Origin of the sequence: Celeribacter litoreus, assembly GCF_020165855.1 — a bacterium.
GTDB classification, from domain to species: Bacteria; Pseudomonadota; Alphaproteobacteria; order Rhodobacterales; family Rhodobacteraceae; genus Celeribacter; species Celeribacter litoreus.
Map to the genome: position 1 here is coordinate 375,314 of NZ_JAIUFY010000005.1, position 15,626 is coordinate 390,939.

General features: G+C 60.1%; 12 protein-coding genes and 1 tRNA gene. 4 read left to right on the top strand and 9 right to left on the bottom strand.

The annotated features are described in order from the left end of the window. Nucleotides 1-43 precede the first annotated feature (43 nt). Entirely contained in the window at nucleotides 44-505 is a 462-nt protein-coding gene (gene trxC / locus LA304_RS03790) for a thioredoxin TrxC (RefSeq protein ID WP_224501789.1), read from the top strand. 62 nt (nucleotides 506-567) lie between these two features. Then, nucleotides 568-643: transfer RNA gene (locus LA304_RS03795), tRNA-Ala, on the top strand. A 21-nt stretch (nucleotides 644-664) separates the two neighbouring features. Here LA304_RS03795 and LA304_RS03800 read toward each other — a convergent pair. The 5 genes from LA304_RS03800 to LA304_RS17880 form a co-directional block, all read right to left on the bottom strand. Continuing rightward, complete coding sequence (locus LA304_RS03800) at nucleotides 665-1,876, bottom strand: efflux RND transporter periplasmic adaptor subunit (RefSeq protein WP_224501790.1); 1,212 nt, start codon at nucleotides 1,874-1,876, stop codon at nucleotides 665-667. Between the two features lie 4 nt (nucleotides 1,877-1,880). Next, nucleotides 1,881-4,247, bottom strand: coding sequence for an ABC transporter permease (locus LA304_RS03805; protein ID WP_224501791.1), 2,367 nt, complete (start codon nucleotides 4,245-4,247; stop codon nucleotides 1,881-1,883). A 3-nt stretch (nucleotides 4,248-4,250) separates the two neighbouring features. Beyond that, a complete protein-coding gene (locus LA304_RS03810; RefSeq protein ID WP_224501792.1) occupies nucleotides 4,251-4,970 on the bottom strand; it encodes an ABC transporter ATP-binding protein in 720 nt (239 codons plus the stop codon). A gap of 74 nt (nucleotides 4,971-5,044) precedes the next feature. Next, nucleotides 5,045-8,335, bottom strand: a complete 3,291-nt coding sequence (locus LA304_RS03815) for a translocation/assembly module TamB domain-containing protein (RefSeq protein ID WP_224501793.1) — start codon at nucleotides 8,333-8,335, stop codon at nucleotides 5,045-5,047. Beyond that, on the bottom strand, nucleotides 8,332-10,104 hold the full coding sequence (locus LA304_RS17880) for an autotransporter assembly complex protein TamA (RefSeq protein ID WP_224501794.1): 1,773 nt from the start codon (nucleotides 10,102-10,104) through the stop codon (nucleotides 8,332-8,334). The genes LA304_RS03815 and LA304_RS17880 overlap by 4 nt, the downstream gene beginning before the upstream one ends. A gap of 182 nt (nucleotides 10,105-10,286) precedes the next feature. Between LA304_RS17880 and LA304_RS03825 the strand changes: the two genes are divergently transcribed. Next, complete coding sequence (locus LA304_RS03825) at nucleotides 10,287-10,796, top strand: alkylphosphonate utilization protein (RefSeq protein WP_224501795.1); 510 nt, start codon at nucleotides 10,287-10,289, stop codon at nucleotides 10,794-10,796. 79 nt (nucleotides 10,797-10,875) lie between these two features. Here LA304_RS03825 and LA304_RS03830 read toward each other — a convergent pair whose 3' ends face one another. Continuing rightward, nucleotides 10,876-11,082 (bottom strand): cold-shock protein, encoded by a 207-nt coding sequence (locus LA304_RS03830; protein ID WP_219785722.1) that lies wholly within the window; start codon nucleotides 11,080-11,082, stop codon nucleotides 10,876-10,878. A 169-nt stretch (nucleotides 11,083-11,251) separates the two neighbouring features. Continuing rightward, nucleotides 11,252-11,746: a sulfotransferase family protein gene (locus tag LA304_RS03835; RefSeq protein ID WP_224501796.1), complete on the bottom strand. Its 495-nt coding sequence runs from the start codon at nucleotides 11,744-11,746 to the stop codon at nucleotides 11,252-11,254. Nucleotides 11,747-12,426: 680 nt separating this feature from the next. Between LA304_RS03835 and LA304_RS03840 the strand changes: the two genes are divergently transcribed. Then, nucleotides 12,427-12,816, top strand: a complete 390-nt coding sequence (locus LA304_RS03840; RefSeq protein ID WP_224501797.1) for a BrnA antitoxin family protein — start codon at nucleotides 12,427-12,429, stop codon at nucleotides 12,814-12,816. Nucleotides 12,817-12,913: 97 nt separating this feature from the next. On the opposite strand, the gene LA304_RS03845 is transcribed toward LA304_RS03840, so the two are convergent. Together LA304_RS03845 and ettA are read right to left on the bottom strand one after the other, a co-directional pair. After that, complete coding sequence (locus LA304_RS03845; protein ID WP_224501798.1) at nucleotides 12,914-13,810, bottom strand: GIY-YIG nuclease family protein; 897 nt, start codon at nucleotides 13,808-13,810, stop codon at nucleotides 12,914-12,916. Between the two features lie 92 nt (nucleotides 13,811-13,902). After that, nucleotides 13,903-15,558: an energy-dependent translational throttle protein EttA gene (gene ettA / locus LA304_RS03850; protein WP_224501799.1), complete on the bottom strand. Its 1,656-nt coding sequence runs from the start codon at nucleotides 15,556-15,558 to the stop codon at nucleotides 13,903-13,905. Nucleotides 15,559-15,626 lie beyond the last annotated feature (68 nt).

A 15,626-nucleotide genomic window follows, 5' to 3' on the forward strand; every position in this document is an offset into this window, starting at 1 on the left:
GGATACATATATTCTTCAAATAGAATGTGAAGAGGAGGCCATCATGGCTGCGACCCTTGCAAAAGATGCCGTGAAAATGGCGTGCCCTGTCTGCGCGCAGGTGAACCGCGTGCCGACGAGTAAACTTGGCGCTGGCCCTAAATGTGGCACCTGTGGTGAGCCGCTGATGTCCGGTAAAGTGTCCGAGCTTGATCCGAATGCTCTCGCAGCGCTGTCGCGCAAAGACGATCTGCCAGTGCTCGTTGACTTCTGGGCGCCGTGGTGTGGTCCGTGCCGCATGATGGCGCCGGAGTTCGCGAAGGCGGCGCAGGCGCTCAAAGGTCGCGCGCGGTTTGCGAAGATCAACACGGAGGAGTACCCGAACGTGTCGATGAAGAACGGAATCCGCGGCATTCCGGCGCTCATTCTCTACCAAGGCGGCAAGGAAGTGGCTCGTATTGCGGGGGCCCGTCCGGCCAAAGATATCATCGCTTTCGTCGAGCAAAACGGCAAGTTGCCAGCGTGACATTTTGACCCTCGCGCCACGCTTGACTTCGTGGCGCGAAAGGCAAATTCTTTTGCCAGCGTGGGGTTGTAGCTCAGTTGGGAGAGCGCGTCGTTCGCAATGACGAGGTCGTCGGTTCGATCCCGATCAACTCGACCAAATCCCGCTTTAGATACCCCGTCAGAGGCTCTCGCGATCCACAATGACGACGCCGTCCGCGATGGTGTCGGCCGGATGTGGGATGACCTGTTCACCTTCCTCCAGACCGGACAGAATTTCGACCCGCCGATCCGTGCGGTGTCCGATCTCCACGAGACGCAGACGCGCCCTGTCGCCTTCTGCCACAAACACTGCCCAATCCCCGTTGCTGCGGAAGAGCGCGGCGAGCGGGATGTTGAGGGCGGCATCCGTCTCCCATTCCACAACGCGCAAAAAGACGGCGTATTGATGCCCGAGGCCGAGGCGCTCTTCGGCAGGGGTGACAAGGTCAAAGGTCGCCGCAACGCGCTGTTCTTCGATCCCGAGCGACGATGTATGCGTCTCGGCGCGAGGGGCGAGGCTCTTCAACTTGGCCTCGAGCGGCGGTTCCCCGCCCCAGCGCTCGACAATGGCCCGCGCACCGATCTCCAAGCCCACGGCATCAGAGGACAGAATATCCGCTTCGATTTCGAGGTCGTTCAGGTCGCCAATGGACAAGAGTTCAGAGCCAATCGCGACTGCATGTTCCGAGACTTGCGAGATGACCAAGACGGTCCCCGATATCGGCGCTGTGATCGCGACACAGCAGGTGTCTCCGGTCATGTCCTCCGCCCCCGGTTCGAGCAGGGCCGCCTGCGCCCGTGCGAGCGATGACTGCGCCATCTGGACATTGGAAATCGCAGCATCCCGCGCGGCAGTCCGCAGCGACAAAACCTGCTCCGCGTCCTCCAATGTGCTGACCGAGGAAACGCCTCTGTCCACGAGCGCCTTTGTCCGGTCGAACTGACTCTGCGCGTAGTTCAACTCTTCATCGGCTTGCCGGAGTTGCGCTTCCGCGAGGTCGGCAGCGGCGGAGGCTTCGCGCACGGCGGCCTCCAATTGGATACGTGTCCGCGCGTCGATCAGAGACGGGGCGAGCGGCTCGACACGGGCCACCACGGTGACGCCTGCCTCGACTTGATCGCCCTCCTCGACGGGAGAGCGGAGCGCCGTGCCCGCAATGGGCGAAGACACCTCATACAAATCCTTGATCCGCGTTTTGCCGTCGGCGTTGATTGTCACCTGAAGCGGCCCGCGCGTGACCGCTTCCAGATCGACCGCGGTCGGATGCGGGCGGAAGGCAATGAACAGGAGCGCAACGGCGAGCGCGCCTGCGATCAGGACGAGTAGGGATTTGCGGGATTTCGACGTCATTGGTTCACTCCCGGGTTTTCATCACGGAGACAAGATCAAGCCGGTCGATCCGCCGTCTCACCACCATAACGGAGGCGAGCGCGGTGCCAAGCACCACAACGGAGGCCTGCGCGTAGGCGGCGGGCGGCAGAACGAGCGGAATGTTATAGAGATCGGAGGAAAAGCTGTTCGCCATCAGCACGCCGATCCCGTAGCCGATGAGCCAGCCGATGGGTTGGGCCAAGAGCGCGACGAGCATGATTTCCCCGATCAGGACATAAGAAACTTCCCAGTTGGAGAAGCCGAGGATACGCAGCGAGGCGAGTTCGCGGGCGCGCTCGGAGAGCTGGATGCGCGCGCTGTTGTAGGTCAGGCCAACGGTGATCAGGACGGCGATGATGATGAAGAGGCCGTTCATGACGGAGATGTTTTCGTCGATGCTCTCGGTAAAGCCGTCTTTCATATCGGTGACACGAACGGTGCTCGCGATGAGGGGCGTGTCCTTGATCTGTTGATTGAACGCGTCCGCCTGATCCGCGTCGAGCGTGACGTTGGCGACGGAAATATGCGGCGCGCGGCGCTGCAATGCGGCCATTGCGTCACGCGTCATAAAGGCGCCGAGGCCGAAGAACTGTTCGGTGACTGCTGAGATAGCGAGCGTATGTGTCTCGCGGCGTCCAGTCATGAACTCGACTTCGACCAGATCGCCGGGCTGTAGATCGAGGACTTCCGAGACGCGATTGGTGATCAGGAGGCCATCTCCGATGGGTTCTGCGACATGTCCGTTCGTATCGATGGAGCGGGCGAGCGTTGCACCCGCGCCGCGTGTTGTGATGGAAAGTTGTTTTTCGAGGTGGCCATGACGCAGTTTGACGGCGGCATAGAGTTCGCCCTCGACCTCTAGAACACCGGGCAGGCGGCGCACCTCCTCGAGTGTTGAGAGCGGTCGTTCTTGGGCAAAGAGAAGGACAGCATCCTCACGGTTGGATTGCGTGAAGGCGATATCGGTAATTGTGTCGAGGGAATGGGAGAAAAAGCCGACGGAAATCATCACGGCGACGGCGAAGGCCAGACCGACCGCACTCATGAGCGCGCGCACCGGCCAACGCAGGATGGACCGCCAGATCATCATCGTCGGTTGGCTCATACGCGCGGCGTTCATCATCCGGTCGAAGGCGGAGCGTTTGAACCGTGGCGGGGCAGGGGGCGACATGGCGACAGCAGGCGGAAGGCGTGCCGCGCCGAGGGCCGCGCGGAGCGCGCCGAGGGCCGCGGTCAGAAGGGCCAGAACACCCGAAATCGCATAGGCGTCATAGGAGACGTTGAAGATCAGATAGGGGAATTTGAAATAGTCGGCATATTGACCTGCCATCCAGCGTGCACTCATCCCGCCTGTGCCCCAGCCAATGATGATCCCGAGAACGGCTGTGAGCCCTGCGAGGAGAACGTAATGCACTGCGATGTGCAGATCGGTGTAGCCGAGTGCTTTGAGGAGCCCGATCTCCGCGCGTTCCAACGTGATGATGCGTCCGATCACCATGTTCACGAGAAAGGCGGAAATGCCGAAAAAGATGGGCGGCAGGATCGTCGCCATATTCTTGAGTTGGGCGATCTCGGTATGGACGAAGGCGTTCGAGGTCTGCAATTCACGACCGTAAGCGCCCGTGCCGCCATAGGGATCAAGCAGGGTGTCGAGATCGTTGAGCACCTGATCCTCGCGCGCATCGCGTGACACGGACAGCGTGATGGAGTTCATCGCGCCAGACATGTCGAACGCCGCCTCCAAGGTCGCTTGCGGCATCCAGAGAATGCCAAAGCCCTCGTCATCTGGCATGAGGGATCCCGGTCCGATGGCGTAGACGAATTCTGGGGAGAGTGCCGTGCCGGTGATCGTCAAGAGGCGTTTCTGGCCAGACATGAGCACGGAGAAGCTATCGCCGATCTGATAGCCATTGGCCTGCGCGAAAGGTTCCGACACCATAACCTCATCCGTCGCCGACACGGACGGAAGCCGACCAGACCGCAGGATCGGGATGTTGAGATGCGGCAGGTCGCCGCTCTCTGGCAGAGACAGGGCGAGGCCCGTGGCGGATTCCACCCGCCCCGGAAGGTCGAGCATCAGGTATTTCTGGATCCGCCCCTCAACGATCTGCACGCCGTCGATCTCCGCGATTTCTTTGAGGAGGCCGCGCGGGGCTTTCTCGGCGTCGATCCAGACATCGGCGAAAGCATTGCGATCATAGAACGCGGTCAGCGTGTCATCGAGGGCGCGGTGCATCCCGAAGGCCGTCAGCAGGATCATCACCCCACAGGCAAGGACGAGCGCGATGGCGAGCGCTTGTCCCCAAAGGCGCTGGAAATCTCGCAGGAGTTTTATGTCGAGCGCATGCATGGCCTACCACTCGATATCGGTCGGCTTGAGCCGCGTGTCATTGGTGGAGACGGATGCAATGTTGCCATCCTGAAACCGCACGACGCGGTGGGCCATGGCTTGGATCGCGGCGTTGTGGGTGATCACGATGGCCGTGGTGCCGAGGTCTTCGTTGACGTGACGGATTGCCTCTAACACCTGAACGCCCGTGGTGCTGTCGAGCGCGCCAGTGGGTTCGTCGCAAAGGAGAACCTCTGGCCGCTTAGCAATCGCGCGGGCAATCGCGACCCGCTGTTGTTGGCCGCCGGAGAGTTCGGCGGGGAAGTGGTCGATACGGTCGGACATGCCAACACGGGCGAGCGCCTCTTCTGCGGACATCGGATTGGGCGCGATGTCTGTGACCATCTGTACGTTCTCGCGCGCGGTGAGCGAGGGGACGAGGTTGTAGAATTGAAACACAAAGCCGACGTGATCGCGGCGATACTTTGTGAGCGCGCGGTCCGAGAGTTCGGTAAGATCTCGGCCTCGGAACTCGACGCGACCAGAGGTGGCGGCGTCGAGGCCGCCGAGAATGTTGAGCAAGGTGGATTTGCCCGATCCGGACGGGCCGAGCAGGACGGTCAATTCTGTCGCGAAGAGATCAAGGTTCACCCCATCGAGCGCGCGCACCTCTGTGCTGCCCGTTTGGTAGGTCTTCACGAGATCTTCGGTGTGGAACACCTTTTCTGAAACAGGTTGCGCCATGAAATGCCATCCTCTTGTCCCAGCTTATGCTGTTACTTTGAACGACACCTTGCGACGGGTCAAAGAGAACGGGTCTAGTAGTCTCTCTCGAAGAAGACGCCGACACCGGTATCGCCTTCGGAGGTGACGGAGCCCTTGATCGTGATGTTCCGTGTCGCGTCGAGGTTCAGGTTGATCTCGGTTTTGCCTTCACTGTCGATGGTCACGTCTGTGTAGACCTTATCGGAAATATACTTCCCGACCTTGAGCGCTGCGTCCCCGTCTTCCGTGGTTTGCAGGTCGAGATCGTCGAGGCCGAACCTATCCCTGATTGACCCGACCAGCCCCCCGCCATTGCCGGTGAGAGTGGCGACTGCCGAAGCCATTTGTGCGGCTTGCAGGGCCGAAATCTCTGTGAGGTCTTTGCCGAAGAGCAGTTGCGCCAGAATTTCGTCCTGTGGCATTTCCGGCGAGGAACTGAGTGTAAGCTCAGGGGCGCTCACAGGACCCGAAAGAACAATCTGGATCGTCATGTCATCGGTGGCGGTCTGCGCAACGAGCCTCAGTGTCGGGTCCAACTCCCCCTGAAGCGTAATAGCGCCCTCTTCGAGGTCGATCCGTTGTCCTAAGAGAGACAGACGGCCACGGATAAGAGAGAACTGACCGACAGGTATAACGTCGGCGGTTGTGCCGGTGACGCGCAACCGACCGCCAAGTTCGGCATCCAGTCCGCGTCCGCGGACGAAAATTCTGCCGGGTGCCCGAATGACAAGATCAAGCCCGTAGACAGAGCCGCCTCCGCTGCCGGCCCCATTGTCGAGCAGGCCAGAGCGGCGCTGTGTCCTGATCACGTCGGAAGAGGCTCCGATATGGATGATGTCCGGCAAAGCTCCACCGCCACCGAGCGCAGAGGGTGAAACGGTGACTTCCGTTGTGCCGAGAGTGATGTCGCCTGCGACGGAGGCGCCGCCGGCCAAAGGTCCGTCGATGGTGATCTCGCCGCCGAGTGAGGTGGTGTAGAGCCGTGGGTCTACGAGGGTGAGGTCGGTCAGAGCAATCGAGAGATTTGCAGGCAACGCACCGGTCAGTCCGAGGGAGCCGGACGCCTGTATCTGACCGCCTGTGTCGGCAGTGGCGAGGATGTCGAGGTTCGTCTGTTCGCCGGAGATGACGATATTGCCGCGCTGGAGCGTGAGGGCGAGGTTTGCAGAGGAGACGACAACCCGTGCGCCGGACTGGAGATTGACCTGTCCTGCGACGGAAGAGAGCGCCAAGGGGCCGTTGAGCGCAATGTCGAAGCCCGCGGACCCTTGCGCGAGGACTGCGGTGGTGAAGCTGTTGGCCAAACCGAGCGGTGCGTTGCCTGTGAGGGACAAATCCGCCGTTGCGAAGTCCTGGGCCAGCGAGCCTGAGAGGGTTGCGGTCGAGCCACCCGGTCCCGACATGTTGGCGTTGGTCTGCCAAGTGCTCGCGCCGCTCGCTCTGTCGAGTTGTGTTTCCAACGTCAGTGGGCCGCTTAGGCCGATCCCGAGACGCGCGACATCATCAAGCTCTGCGTTGAGTTGAAGAGCGCCGCTGTCCGAGCTCAAGTTGCCCGACGCAGAAGCTGTGACCGCAGCTGTGTCGAGTGACGCAGCCTCAAGTGTGAGGCCGGAGGTGTCGCGGCGTGCGGTCATCGCGACGGTGCTGTTGCCGCCCGTTAGGGCGTCCAGCTGTGGGATGCCGAAGGCGAGGTCATCTCCGTTTGCTTGTACGGTGAGGTCAAAGGTGCCGTTGAGCGCAGAGACGCTTCCCTCCGCCGTTGCCGAGACGCCGCCGGACAGTGCCATGCCGCTCAGCCCCGCAAACCGTTCTAGCCGCGGAGTGTCGAGCGACATTCTACCTGTGAACTCAAGGCCGCGTTTGACACCGCTCAGTCGGCCGTCGAGTTGTGCTGTTGTGGCGTCGGTCTCGAGCGTCAGTCCGTTGATTATCAGGCGGCGGCCTTCGCGCCATGTCAGGCGCCCCTTCAACGCGGGGGCGCTGCCGATGGCGTCTTGGAGGGCCTGGTCCTCGGAGGCGAAGCCATCGACCACGAGGTCGAACGCGGCGCTCACCGCACTCAGGAGCCTCCCGCCATCGTCGCTCGCATTGCGAGCGATTTTGCCGCCGGCTCCGAGTGTCGCGCTGTCAAACGCGAGGCCGTCATGCTGGTAGCCAACCACGGTGATGTCAGCGGCCCAATCGTCACTTTCTCCAGCGTTGAACTGGGCGATGATGTCGGCTTCATCAACTTGGCTTCGGGCGTCGCCGAAGGGGAGCAGGACTGCGCGGTCATCAGGGTCTTTCAACGAGCCTGAGATGGAGAAGGCGCTTGGCAGGCCGTCGGCGGCGATTTGAGCCGAGCCTACGAGTGAGACGGTGCGCATCGAAAGGGAAAAGCGATCGAGGTCAAAGCCGCCTGCCGGATATGAGACGCCGTTCGCGACGAGCGTGGAGGATGCGCCAAAGAAAGGTGCGTATTCGGCGGAGAACAGCGGCGTCAGATCGCCTGACAGGTCCGCCGTGAACCGGCGTGGGGCAGGCGCGTCGGGGGCCTCCGGGTCAACTTCTGCCGCAAGCGAAATTTGCCCGGATAGCCTGTCTTCGTCCTGTGTGGCGAGGGTGATGTCGGCGACAAAGTCGTCGAGCGGGCCGGAGCCCTGCGCGGTCAAGGACAAGGATGGGGCGCCAGGTAGATTGGCAATTGTCGAAACGAGCCCGCCCGGGCCTTCTCTCAGCGACAGATCAAGGTCGAGTTGTTCGGTTGCGTTCGCGTAGGACACTGCAAGATCAAATGCACCTTCGGAGCCGTCGATGCGCTCAATCTCGAGGTCCAGTCCGCCGGACCCGTCCGCCAAATTGGCCGATCCGACGAGCGAGATTTCGATGTCCTCCCCGATACGAATGACTGGAGCACCAAGCAATACCCGTTCTGCCGCAATCTCTCCGATGTCGATGGACACCGGAAGGTCGGGCAGAGAGAAAGGCGTTGCTTCCGGATCGGGCAGGTCTACGCCGGTGTCCGCAGCAACAGGCAACCGTTCGAAGATGATTTCACCCGCGGCGATGCGATTGACCTCGACGCGGCCGGAAAAGAGGGCGGAGCGGCTCCAGTCCAACTCCGCATCGCGCAACGTGAACCACACGCCATCGCTGTCCGCGATGGTCAGTTCGTCGAGCGTCGCAGTGGACGACAGAAGGCCTTTGAACCCTTCGATCCGGATGTCACGACCGGCGCCGGAGAGATTGTCCTCCAGAAAGCCGACGATCATCGAACGGTCACGATCCGTCTGGCTCGTGTCTTCTTGAGCCATCAGGCCCAAGGGCAAGAACAGGGCTGCGGAGAGAAAGAGATATCGCTTCAAAACGCTTGTCCAATCCCGATGTAGAATTGCACGCCATCACTTGTGGAGCCGGAAACAGGGGCGGCCACGTCAAAGCGGATCGGGCCGACGCCGGTGTCATAGCGAAGCCCGAGCCCGGCGCCCGAGTGCCATTCGGCGTCCGCCCCCGGAAGGGCGTCCGTGCCGACGCCGCCAACGTCGAGGAAGCCGACCAAAGAGATGGGCCCCCTCACGACGCTACGGAGTTCGGTTGAGAGACCGACAAAGCTCGACCCGCCAGAAGACAGGGGGCCGACGTCGACACCGAGCGATTGGTAGGGCTGTCCGCGAACGGTGCCGCCGCCGCCGGAGTGGAACAGCATGTCGGGGGGCACCTCGGTGTAATCGGCGCCAATGATCGACCCGAGCTGTAGGCGCGCCGCAAAGGTAAAACGGTCGTCCTCTCCGAAGGACTCGTAGCCGCGTCCGTCGACAAAGAGGCGCGCTCCTGACTCAGAGCCGTAGAGGCCGAGAAACGGCATGATTTCTGCGGCGAAATAGCTGCCGTCCTTCGGGTTCAGAGTGTTGTCGCGTCGGTCCCGCGTTCCCTCGACCGGGAAGATGAGGTGATGGAAAATGCGATGCCCGAAGTCGTCATCGACGTCGGAATACCGGTAGCCGATACTGGTGGAAAAGGTGGAGATCAGTGAGCTTTCCACATCCACACCGAAGGTGAATTCACCTGTGTCGGACCGAAAGTCGGGTTCGTCGAGATGTTCGATGCTTGTGCCGACGACGAGCGTTGTCTTCTTGCTCGGTGTCGCGGGTCTGCGGTAGCTCGCGGACAGGCTGTAATCGACGCCCGTCGACCCGCCAAGCCCCGCAATCTCGCCGTCGAACCGGAGGCGGTCCGCGTGGTTCGTGATGTTCCGGTGCATCCAGTAGGCGCTGAGCGTGCCGCCTTCCAGTGAAGACACTTCAGCGCCGAAACCGAAGCGGCGGCGCCTTTCATCGATCAGGGTTGCCGTGATGTCGAGACTTCCATCCGGATTGAGCGTTTCGGCCTCACGCAACGTGATGGAACGGAACGTGCCGGTTTTCTGTAGTCTGCTGCTCACGAGGGTGAGTGTGTCAGGATCATAGGCTGCGCCGCTCGGGAAATTCGCGATGCGCTCGAGACGTTGTTCTTTGACTTGGCTCCGTCCTGCAAAGCTCAGTGTGCCAAAGGTGACGGGCGGGCCGGGATCAATTTCGATATCGACGTCGAGCGTCTTGTCCCGGTGATCGGCAACGACCCGTTGGGACGTGGGTTCCGCCTTAGCGTGGGAGGCCTGACGCCAGGCATCCACCGCCGCGTCCGAGGCGTCTCCGACGAGACCGGCACGGGCGATCTCACCCGTAGTAAAGTCAGCGGGCAGTTCTGTGCCGGGGGTGAGTGGCCCGACATTGGCGTCTCCGAAAACGAACCGTGGGCCGGGTGTGACGGAGATTGTCACGCGGTCTATCTGTGGGGGAAGGGAAATGAGCGACATGTCCGCGCCCTCCCGTCCGTCAACTTTGATCGAGATAACGGGTCCGTAATAGCCCTCGCGGTAAAGAAGCGACAACAGAGTGCCATAGTCTGCCTGCACGGCGGCGATGATTTCTTCCGAGGTCTCGACGCCCTCCTGTCTCGCCTGAAGGACAGCTGAGCTCGCCTTCAACGCTTTCGTCAGGCTGTCGTCTGCCTCCGTTTCGAAGCGGGTTTCGAACGCATTGGAGGCCCCCGCGAACAGGGTGAATGCTAGAGCGAGTTTCGCGACAGTTCGCACGTTTGTCTTCCCCTCAGACGATAGGTTCGTCTTGATCTGGTGCGACTATGCGGCTTCGGCAAGCGAGTTGGAAGGGGATGCGCCCAGAAAACACCTGAACGGCGTGCGAGAGGCGGTTTGTTGCTTGTCAAAACCGTGACCGACCCCCTAGGGTCCGCGCAAATTCGAAGATGGAGGCTGTGATGGCTCAGTGTGATATTTGTGGCGCGGAAGGTGCGTTGATCGATGTTGTGATGCAGCCTCGGACGGAAAGCGTTCAACTGTGCGAAACCTGCGCCGGTGGCCTCAAGGGCGAAGCCGTGCCGGACGGGCATTGGCAGGCACTGACGACGTCCATGTGGTCGGTGAGCGACGCGGTGAAAGTCGTCTCGTGGCGTTTGCTCAATCGTCTCAAGGAAGAAGGCTGGGCCGCAGATGCGCTCGATATGCTCTACCTCGAGCCCGAGGTGGAGGAATGGGCGAAATCCGGTGGTCCCGACGTGATCCACCGCGACAGCCTCGGGGCTGTCCTGTCTGCGGGTGATACCGTTGTCCTGATCAAGGATTTGCCGGTCAAGGGCGGGGGCTTCACGGCGAAACGCGGCACGGCAGTGCGGGGGATTTCTCTCGTGCCGGACAACGCCGGTCACATCGAGGGACGCGTTGAAGGTCAGCGGATCGTGATCCTGACAGAGTTCGTGAAAAAGCGCTGAGCGTCGCCACATAAAACAAAACGCCCGCGAATTGCGGGCGTTTCTCTATCTCCAATCGCCCCGTGAGGCGATGCGTGGCTTATGCCACGACGAGGTTCACTGCAGATTCGCGACCGTCACGACCTGCTTCGATGTCGAAGGTAACCTTCGCGCCATCTGCCAGACCGGTGAGGCCGGAACGCTCGACTGCGGAGATGTGAACGAACACATCTTTGCTGCCGCCTTCAGGCTGAATAAAGCCGTAGCCTTTGGTGGAATTGAACCATTTTACGGTGCCGTTGGCCATCCGATATACTCCTAGTTTATGTGTCGCTCGCGAAAGTGCAACGACCCGGCTCAGTCAGTGGTCGATCGAAGACTGTGGCCGGTAAGGGAGAACAGATGGGTCGATAGAGGTAACGTAGCGAAATCGACTATATAGATTTTGCGCGGAAAAAATAGTGAAATCGGTGATCTTACGCGAGATTGTGACGCACCGTTTCGAACCAGTCCTTTCGAGGTTGCTCATTCGGGCCGAGCAGTTCCGGAATGAGGAACGGTCGGTCGAAGAACGCACCGAGTGGTCCGTCTTTCACAGCGTCGTAGGCCCCCTGGGATTTGATCTGTGCTTCTTTCGGGCCGGCGTTCGAGTGCGGCTTGAGTTCAACCTCCGGCAAGCCTGCCGCAGAAAGACCGAAATTTACGGCGCCCGGTCGAGTGATGTCCACAACAGTCAGGCGCGGGTCGCCGTCGAACATGGTGAGCATCTTCGCAAACCAGCTGTTGCGGCGCAGGATCATGTTTTCGAGGTGTTTGCGCGTGTGCGGGCGGTCGCGGTGGCGCATCATCGAATAGAGCCACGGCCCCATCGGGCGGGTATTCAGGATGAAATGCGCATTCGGGAACATCTCGCGATAGAGATCGACGGGGCGAAAGTCGCCACGGTCGGAAAAGGCATCATGCTTGGCCATATGCCAATTCCCCGCGCTGTGTCGGGAGTTGAGGCCAAGTTTCTGAAATGCATGGTGAAATGACGTGGTGCCGGTGCGGGCGTGGCCTAGGAGAAAGACCTTGCGGGCCTCGGTGTCCCCGCGGGGCTCCCATTTGGTGAGGAGGCGGTTGCGGGTTCGGACGGGATAGCAAGGAATGCCGGACCGATCAATCGCGCAGCGCTCATCCTTAGCCCTATCCAAAGACGCGATTTTCCCCTATGGGTTGAGTCAAATGCGGCCCAAGAAAGGCACAGATTCTGAGGGTCTGCTTCATTTTTCGTCAAATATTTTGCACAATGTGGCAATCTAGGGTTGATTGTGTCGAAAATGTTGACAAAACTGGGCGTAATGCTGGCTAACTGAACTTACTTATCAGGTGGTTCGCGGGACGTCCCCTCTTCCCGCTAGTTTGAGTAGAGTAAGCAAAAACATGGATCCATCAGCCAAGAGATGGGCGTGTGTCCAAGCAGAATAAAGGTGTACTAGGCATCTTTGACGCGTCTGCCATTCCCTCGGGCAGGCGCGTTTTCCTTTGCCAAAACACCGGTCTGCCCCGCGTCTGCCAAGTGTCGGACTTCTGTCGGACCCCGCGCACGGTGCCAAGAGACGCCGTTAACCTCCCTTTGTCATGGTGATCCCACCCGCCGCCGGAGACCATGATGCCCACACCCAGACCCCGCCTCACCAAAACCCAGCGCCTCGCCCAAGAGCGGCTGCAACGCCACGCAGAGGCGCTTGGCCGGTTCGACACATGGGACTGGGACGTGGCGCAGATCGTGCCGGAAGCCTGGGCGACGCTCGAACAGGATATCGACGTCACCGAGAAGAAGATGAAAGTCACCCTCCGCCTCGATGAAAGCGTCGCCAAATTCTTTCGCGCGCAAGGGGCGGGCTATCAGGCGCGGATCAACCACGTGCTCGGCACCTACGCCCAGATGAAGATCGCGGAACTGGCCCTCACCGAACGCAAATACGAGGCATGGCGACGGGCGCGCAAAGCGGGACTGAGCGAGGAGGAGCAGATGAAAGCGTGGCGGGAGGCGGATTAGGTTGGGCTGCAATGGAGACCAATCAAAGATGCAAAGCATCTTTGACGCGCCAGACCCGCCCCCACGGGGCTGCGCGTTTCACGCGAACCCCCTCGGGTCAGGAGCGGGGGTTGATAATGGTGTCTTTCCAGTCGCCGTATGTTTGGCTCTTCCCTTGAACAAGCCAATCGGTTCGCCCGTTTCTCGATGTTCCGAAGAAGAAGACCGCTGCGGCGCTTGGGCTGGAAAATGCGATATCTTCAGTGAGAATGAAATTGTCGGTGCCTTGCGGCACGATTCGACCGGATGACAGCAATTGATCGCGCATTGCTTTCAATTTTTCAGAGAATGACACGGCCTCGTTCAGGCTTCCAACCGCGCCCTCCAAGACGACAAACTCTCCGTCAATCTCTTGCGCTTTTGCTGTGATGCCTTTGCGAGTGTGTTTCAATTCGAACGTAATTGCTGGAACCTCCTCGCGCGCTTCCGTGGCCTTTTTCGTTGTCGTTTTTCTGAAAAAGTCCACTCCGATGACGGGCAGGATGATTTGGAGTTGCTCCAAGAAGGCTTCCATATCGGAAATGTCGGCTTCCGGTAGCTTGTCGAAAGAGGGTTCCGTTTTGTTTACGACTTCCGACTTCTTGGCGTCTTTGAGCATCCCAATCAGTCGGCCTTCAAGGAATTTCACATGGGCCTTCGTCAAGTTCATGTCTTTGTTTGTTACGGCCACGAACCGTTCCCAAAACGCTTTGTTCTCGTCCTTCGAGTGCGAGTTTAGACGGGTCGAAATATCATCTCCTTCCCCAACATAAACTTGTGGGAGATCAGCATCTAAAGGTGAGCCATAGAGAATATAGACGCCTGTTTTTTTGATTTCGTCGCGCTGTAAGGCCACTTCAAGTTTGGTGCGCGGTGCTGAAATAACGTGTCCGGTCCAGTTTACGATTTCAGCGGTGACAACGCCTGTTGGAGTTCCTTCAGCCAAGAAAAGGCGAACCGAGCGACCATGTGCCATAAATAAATCCAATCAATTGTATGACGCGAAGGTGCGGAAAAGACGTTATTTTCGCAACAAAAAAGGCGCCCAAAGGCGCCTTTTGATCTGCTTTAGCGGCTGAATTTCTTATATTTCAGACGTTTGGGTTCGAGGGCATCCGGTCCTAGTCTCCGCTTCTTGTCTTCCTCATAATCCTCGAAGTTGCCTTCGAACCATTCCACGTGGGCGTCGCCTTCGAACGCCAGAATGTGGGTACAGATGCGGTCGAGGAAGAAGCGGTCGTGGGAGATGACCACGGCGCAGCCTGCGAACTCAGTCAGGGCGTCTTCGAGGGCGCGGAGGGTTTCGACGTCCAAATCGTTGGTCGGTTCGTCGAGGAGGAGCACGTTGCCGCCGGATTTCAGCAGACGCGCCATGTGCACACGGTTGCGTTCACCGCCGGAGAGCACGCCGACTTTCTTCTGCTGGTCGCCGCCTTTGAAGTTGAAGGTCGAGCAATAGGCGCGGCCGTTCACTTCGGCGTCGCCGAGGTTGATGATCTGCTGACCGTCACAGATGGCTTCGAACACGGTGGCGTTCGGGTCGAGATCGTCGCGGGACTGGTCAACGTAGCTGAGCTTGACAGTGTCGCCGAGCTCGATGGTGCCGGCGTCGGGCTGTTCCTGACCGGTGAGCATTTTGAAGAGCGTGGATTTACCGGCGCCGTTCGGGCCGATCACGCCAACGATGCCGCCCGGCGGCAGGGAGAAGTCGAGGCCTTCGATGAGTTGCTTGTCGCCCATGTGCTTGGCGAGGCCGTTGACCTCGATGACCTTGGAGCCGAGGCGCGGGCCGTTCGGGATGACGATCTGGGCGCGGGTGATTTTCTCGCGCTCGGACTGGGAGGCAAGCTCGTTATAGGCGTTGATACGGGCCTTTTGTTTGGCCTGACGGGCTTTTTGACCCTGACGCATCCACTCAAGTTCGCGCTCGAGGGTTTTCTGTTTGGACTTGTCCTCGCGGGCTTCCTGTTCGAGGCGCTTGGCCTTTTGTTCGAGCCATGCGGAGTAGTTGCCCTCGTAGGGGATGCCTGCGCCGCGGTCGAGTTCGAGAATCCAGCCGGTGATGTCATCGAGGAAGTAACGGTCGTGGGTGACGATCAGGATCGTGCCTTTGTACTCGATGAGGTGCTGCTGGAGCCACGCGATGGTTTCGGCGTCGAGGTGGTTGGTCGGTTCGTCGAGAAGCAGCATGTCGGGGGCTTCGAGCAGGAGCTTGCAAAGCGCGACACGGCGTTTCTCACCGCCGGAGAGGGAGGTGACGTCGGAATCGTCGGGCGGGCAGCGGAGCGCCTCCATGGAGATGTCGATCTGGCTGTCGAGGTCCCAGAGGTTCTGCGCGTCGATCTCGTCCTGGAGTTTCGCCATCTCGTCGGCGGTCTCGTCGGAGTAGTTCATGGCGAGCTCGTTGTAGCGGTCGAGGATCGCTTTTTTGGCGGCGACGCCGAGCATCACGTTTTCGCGGACGTTCAGGGTCGGGTCGAGTTCCGGCTCCTGCGGGAGATAGCCGACTTTGGCGCCCTCGGCGGCCCAGGCCTCACCTTGGAAGTCCTTGTCCTGACCGGCCATGATGCGCATGAGGGTGGATTTACCGGTGCCGTTAACACCGACCACACCGATTTTCACACCGGGAAGGAAGTTCAGGCGGATGTTCTCGAACACCTTCTTGCCGCCGGGATAGGTCTTGGACACACCGTCCATGAAATAGACGTATTGATAGGCTGCCATTTGCAGGGCTCCTTGGGGAAACTGGTTTGGCGGGTGGTTTAGCGTGTGAATGGGGGGGATGGGAAGGG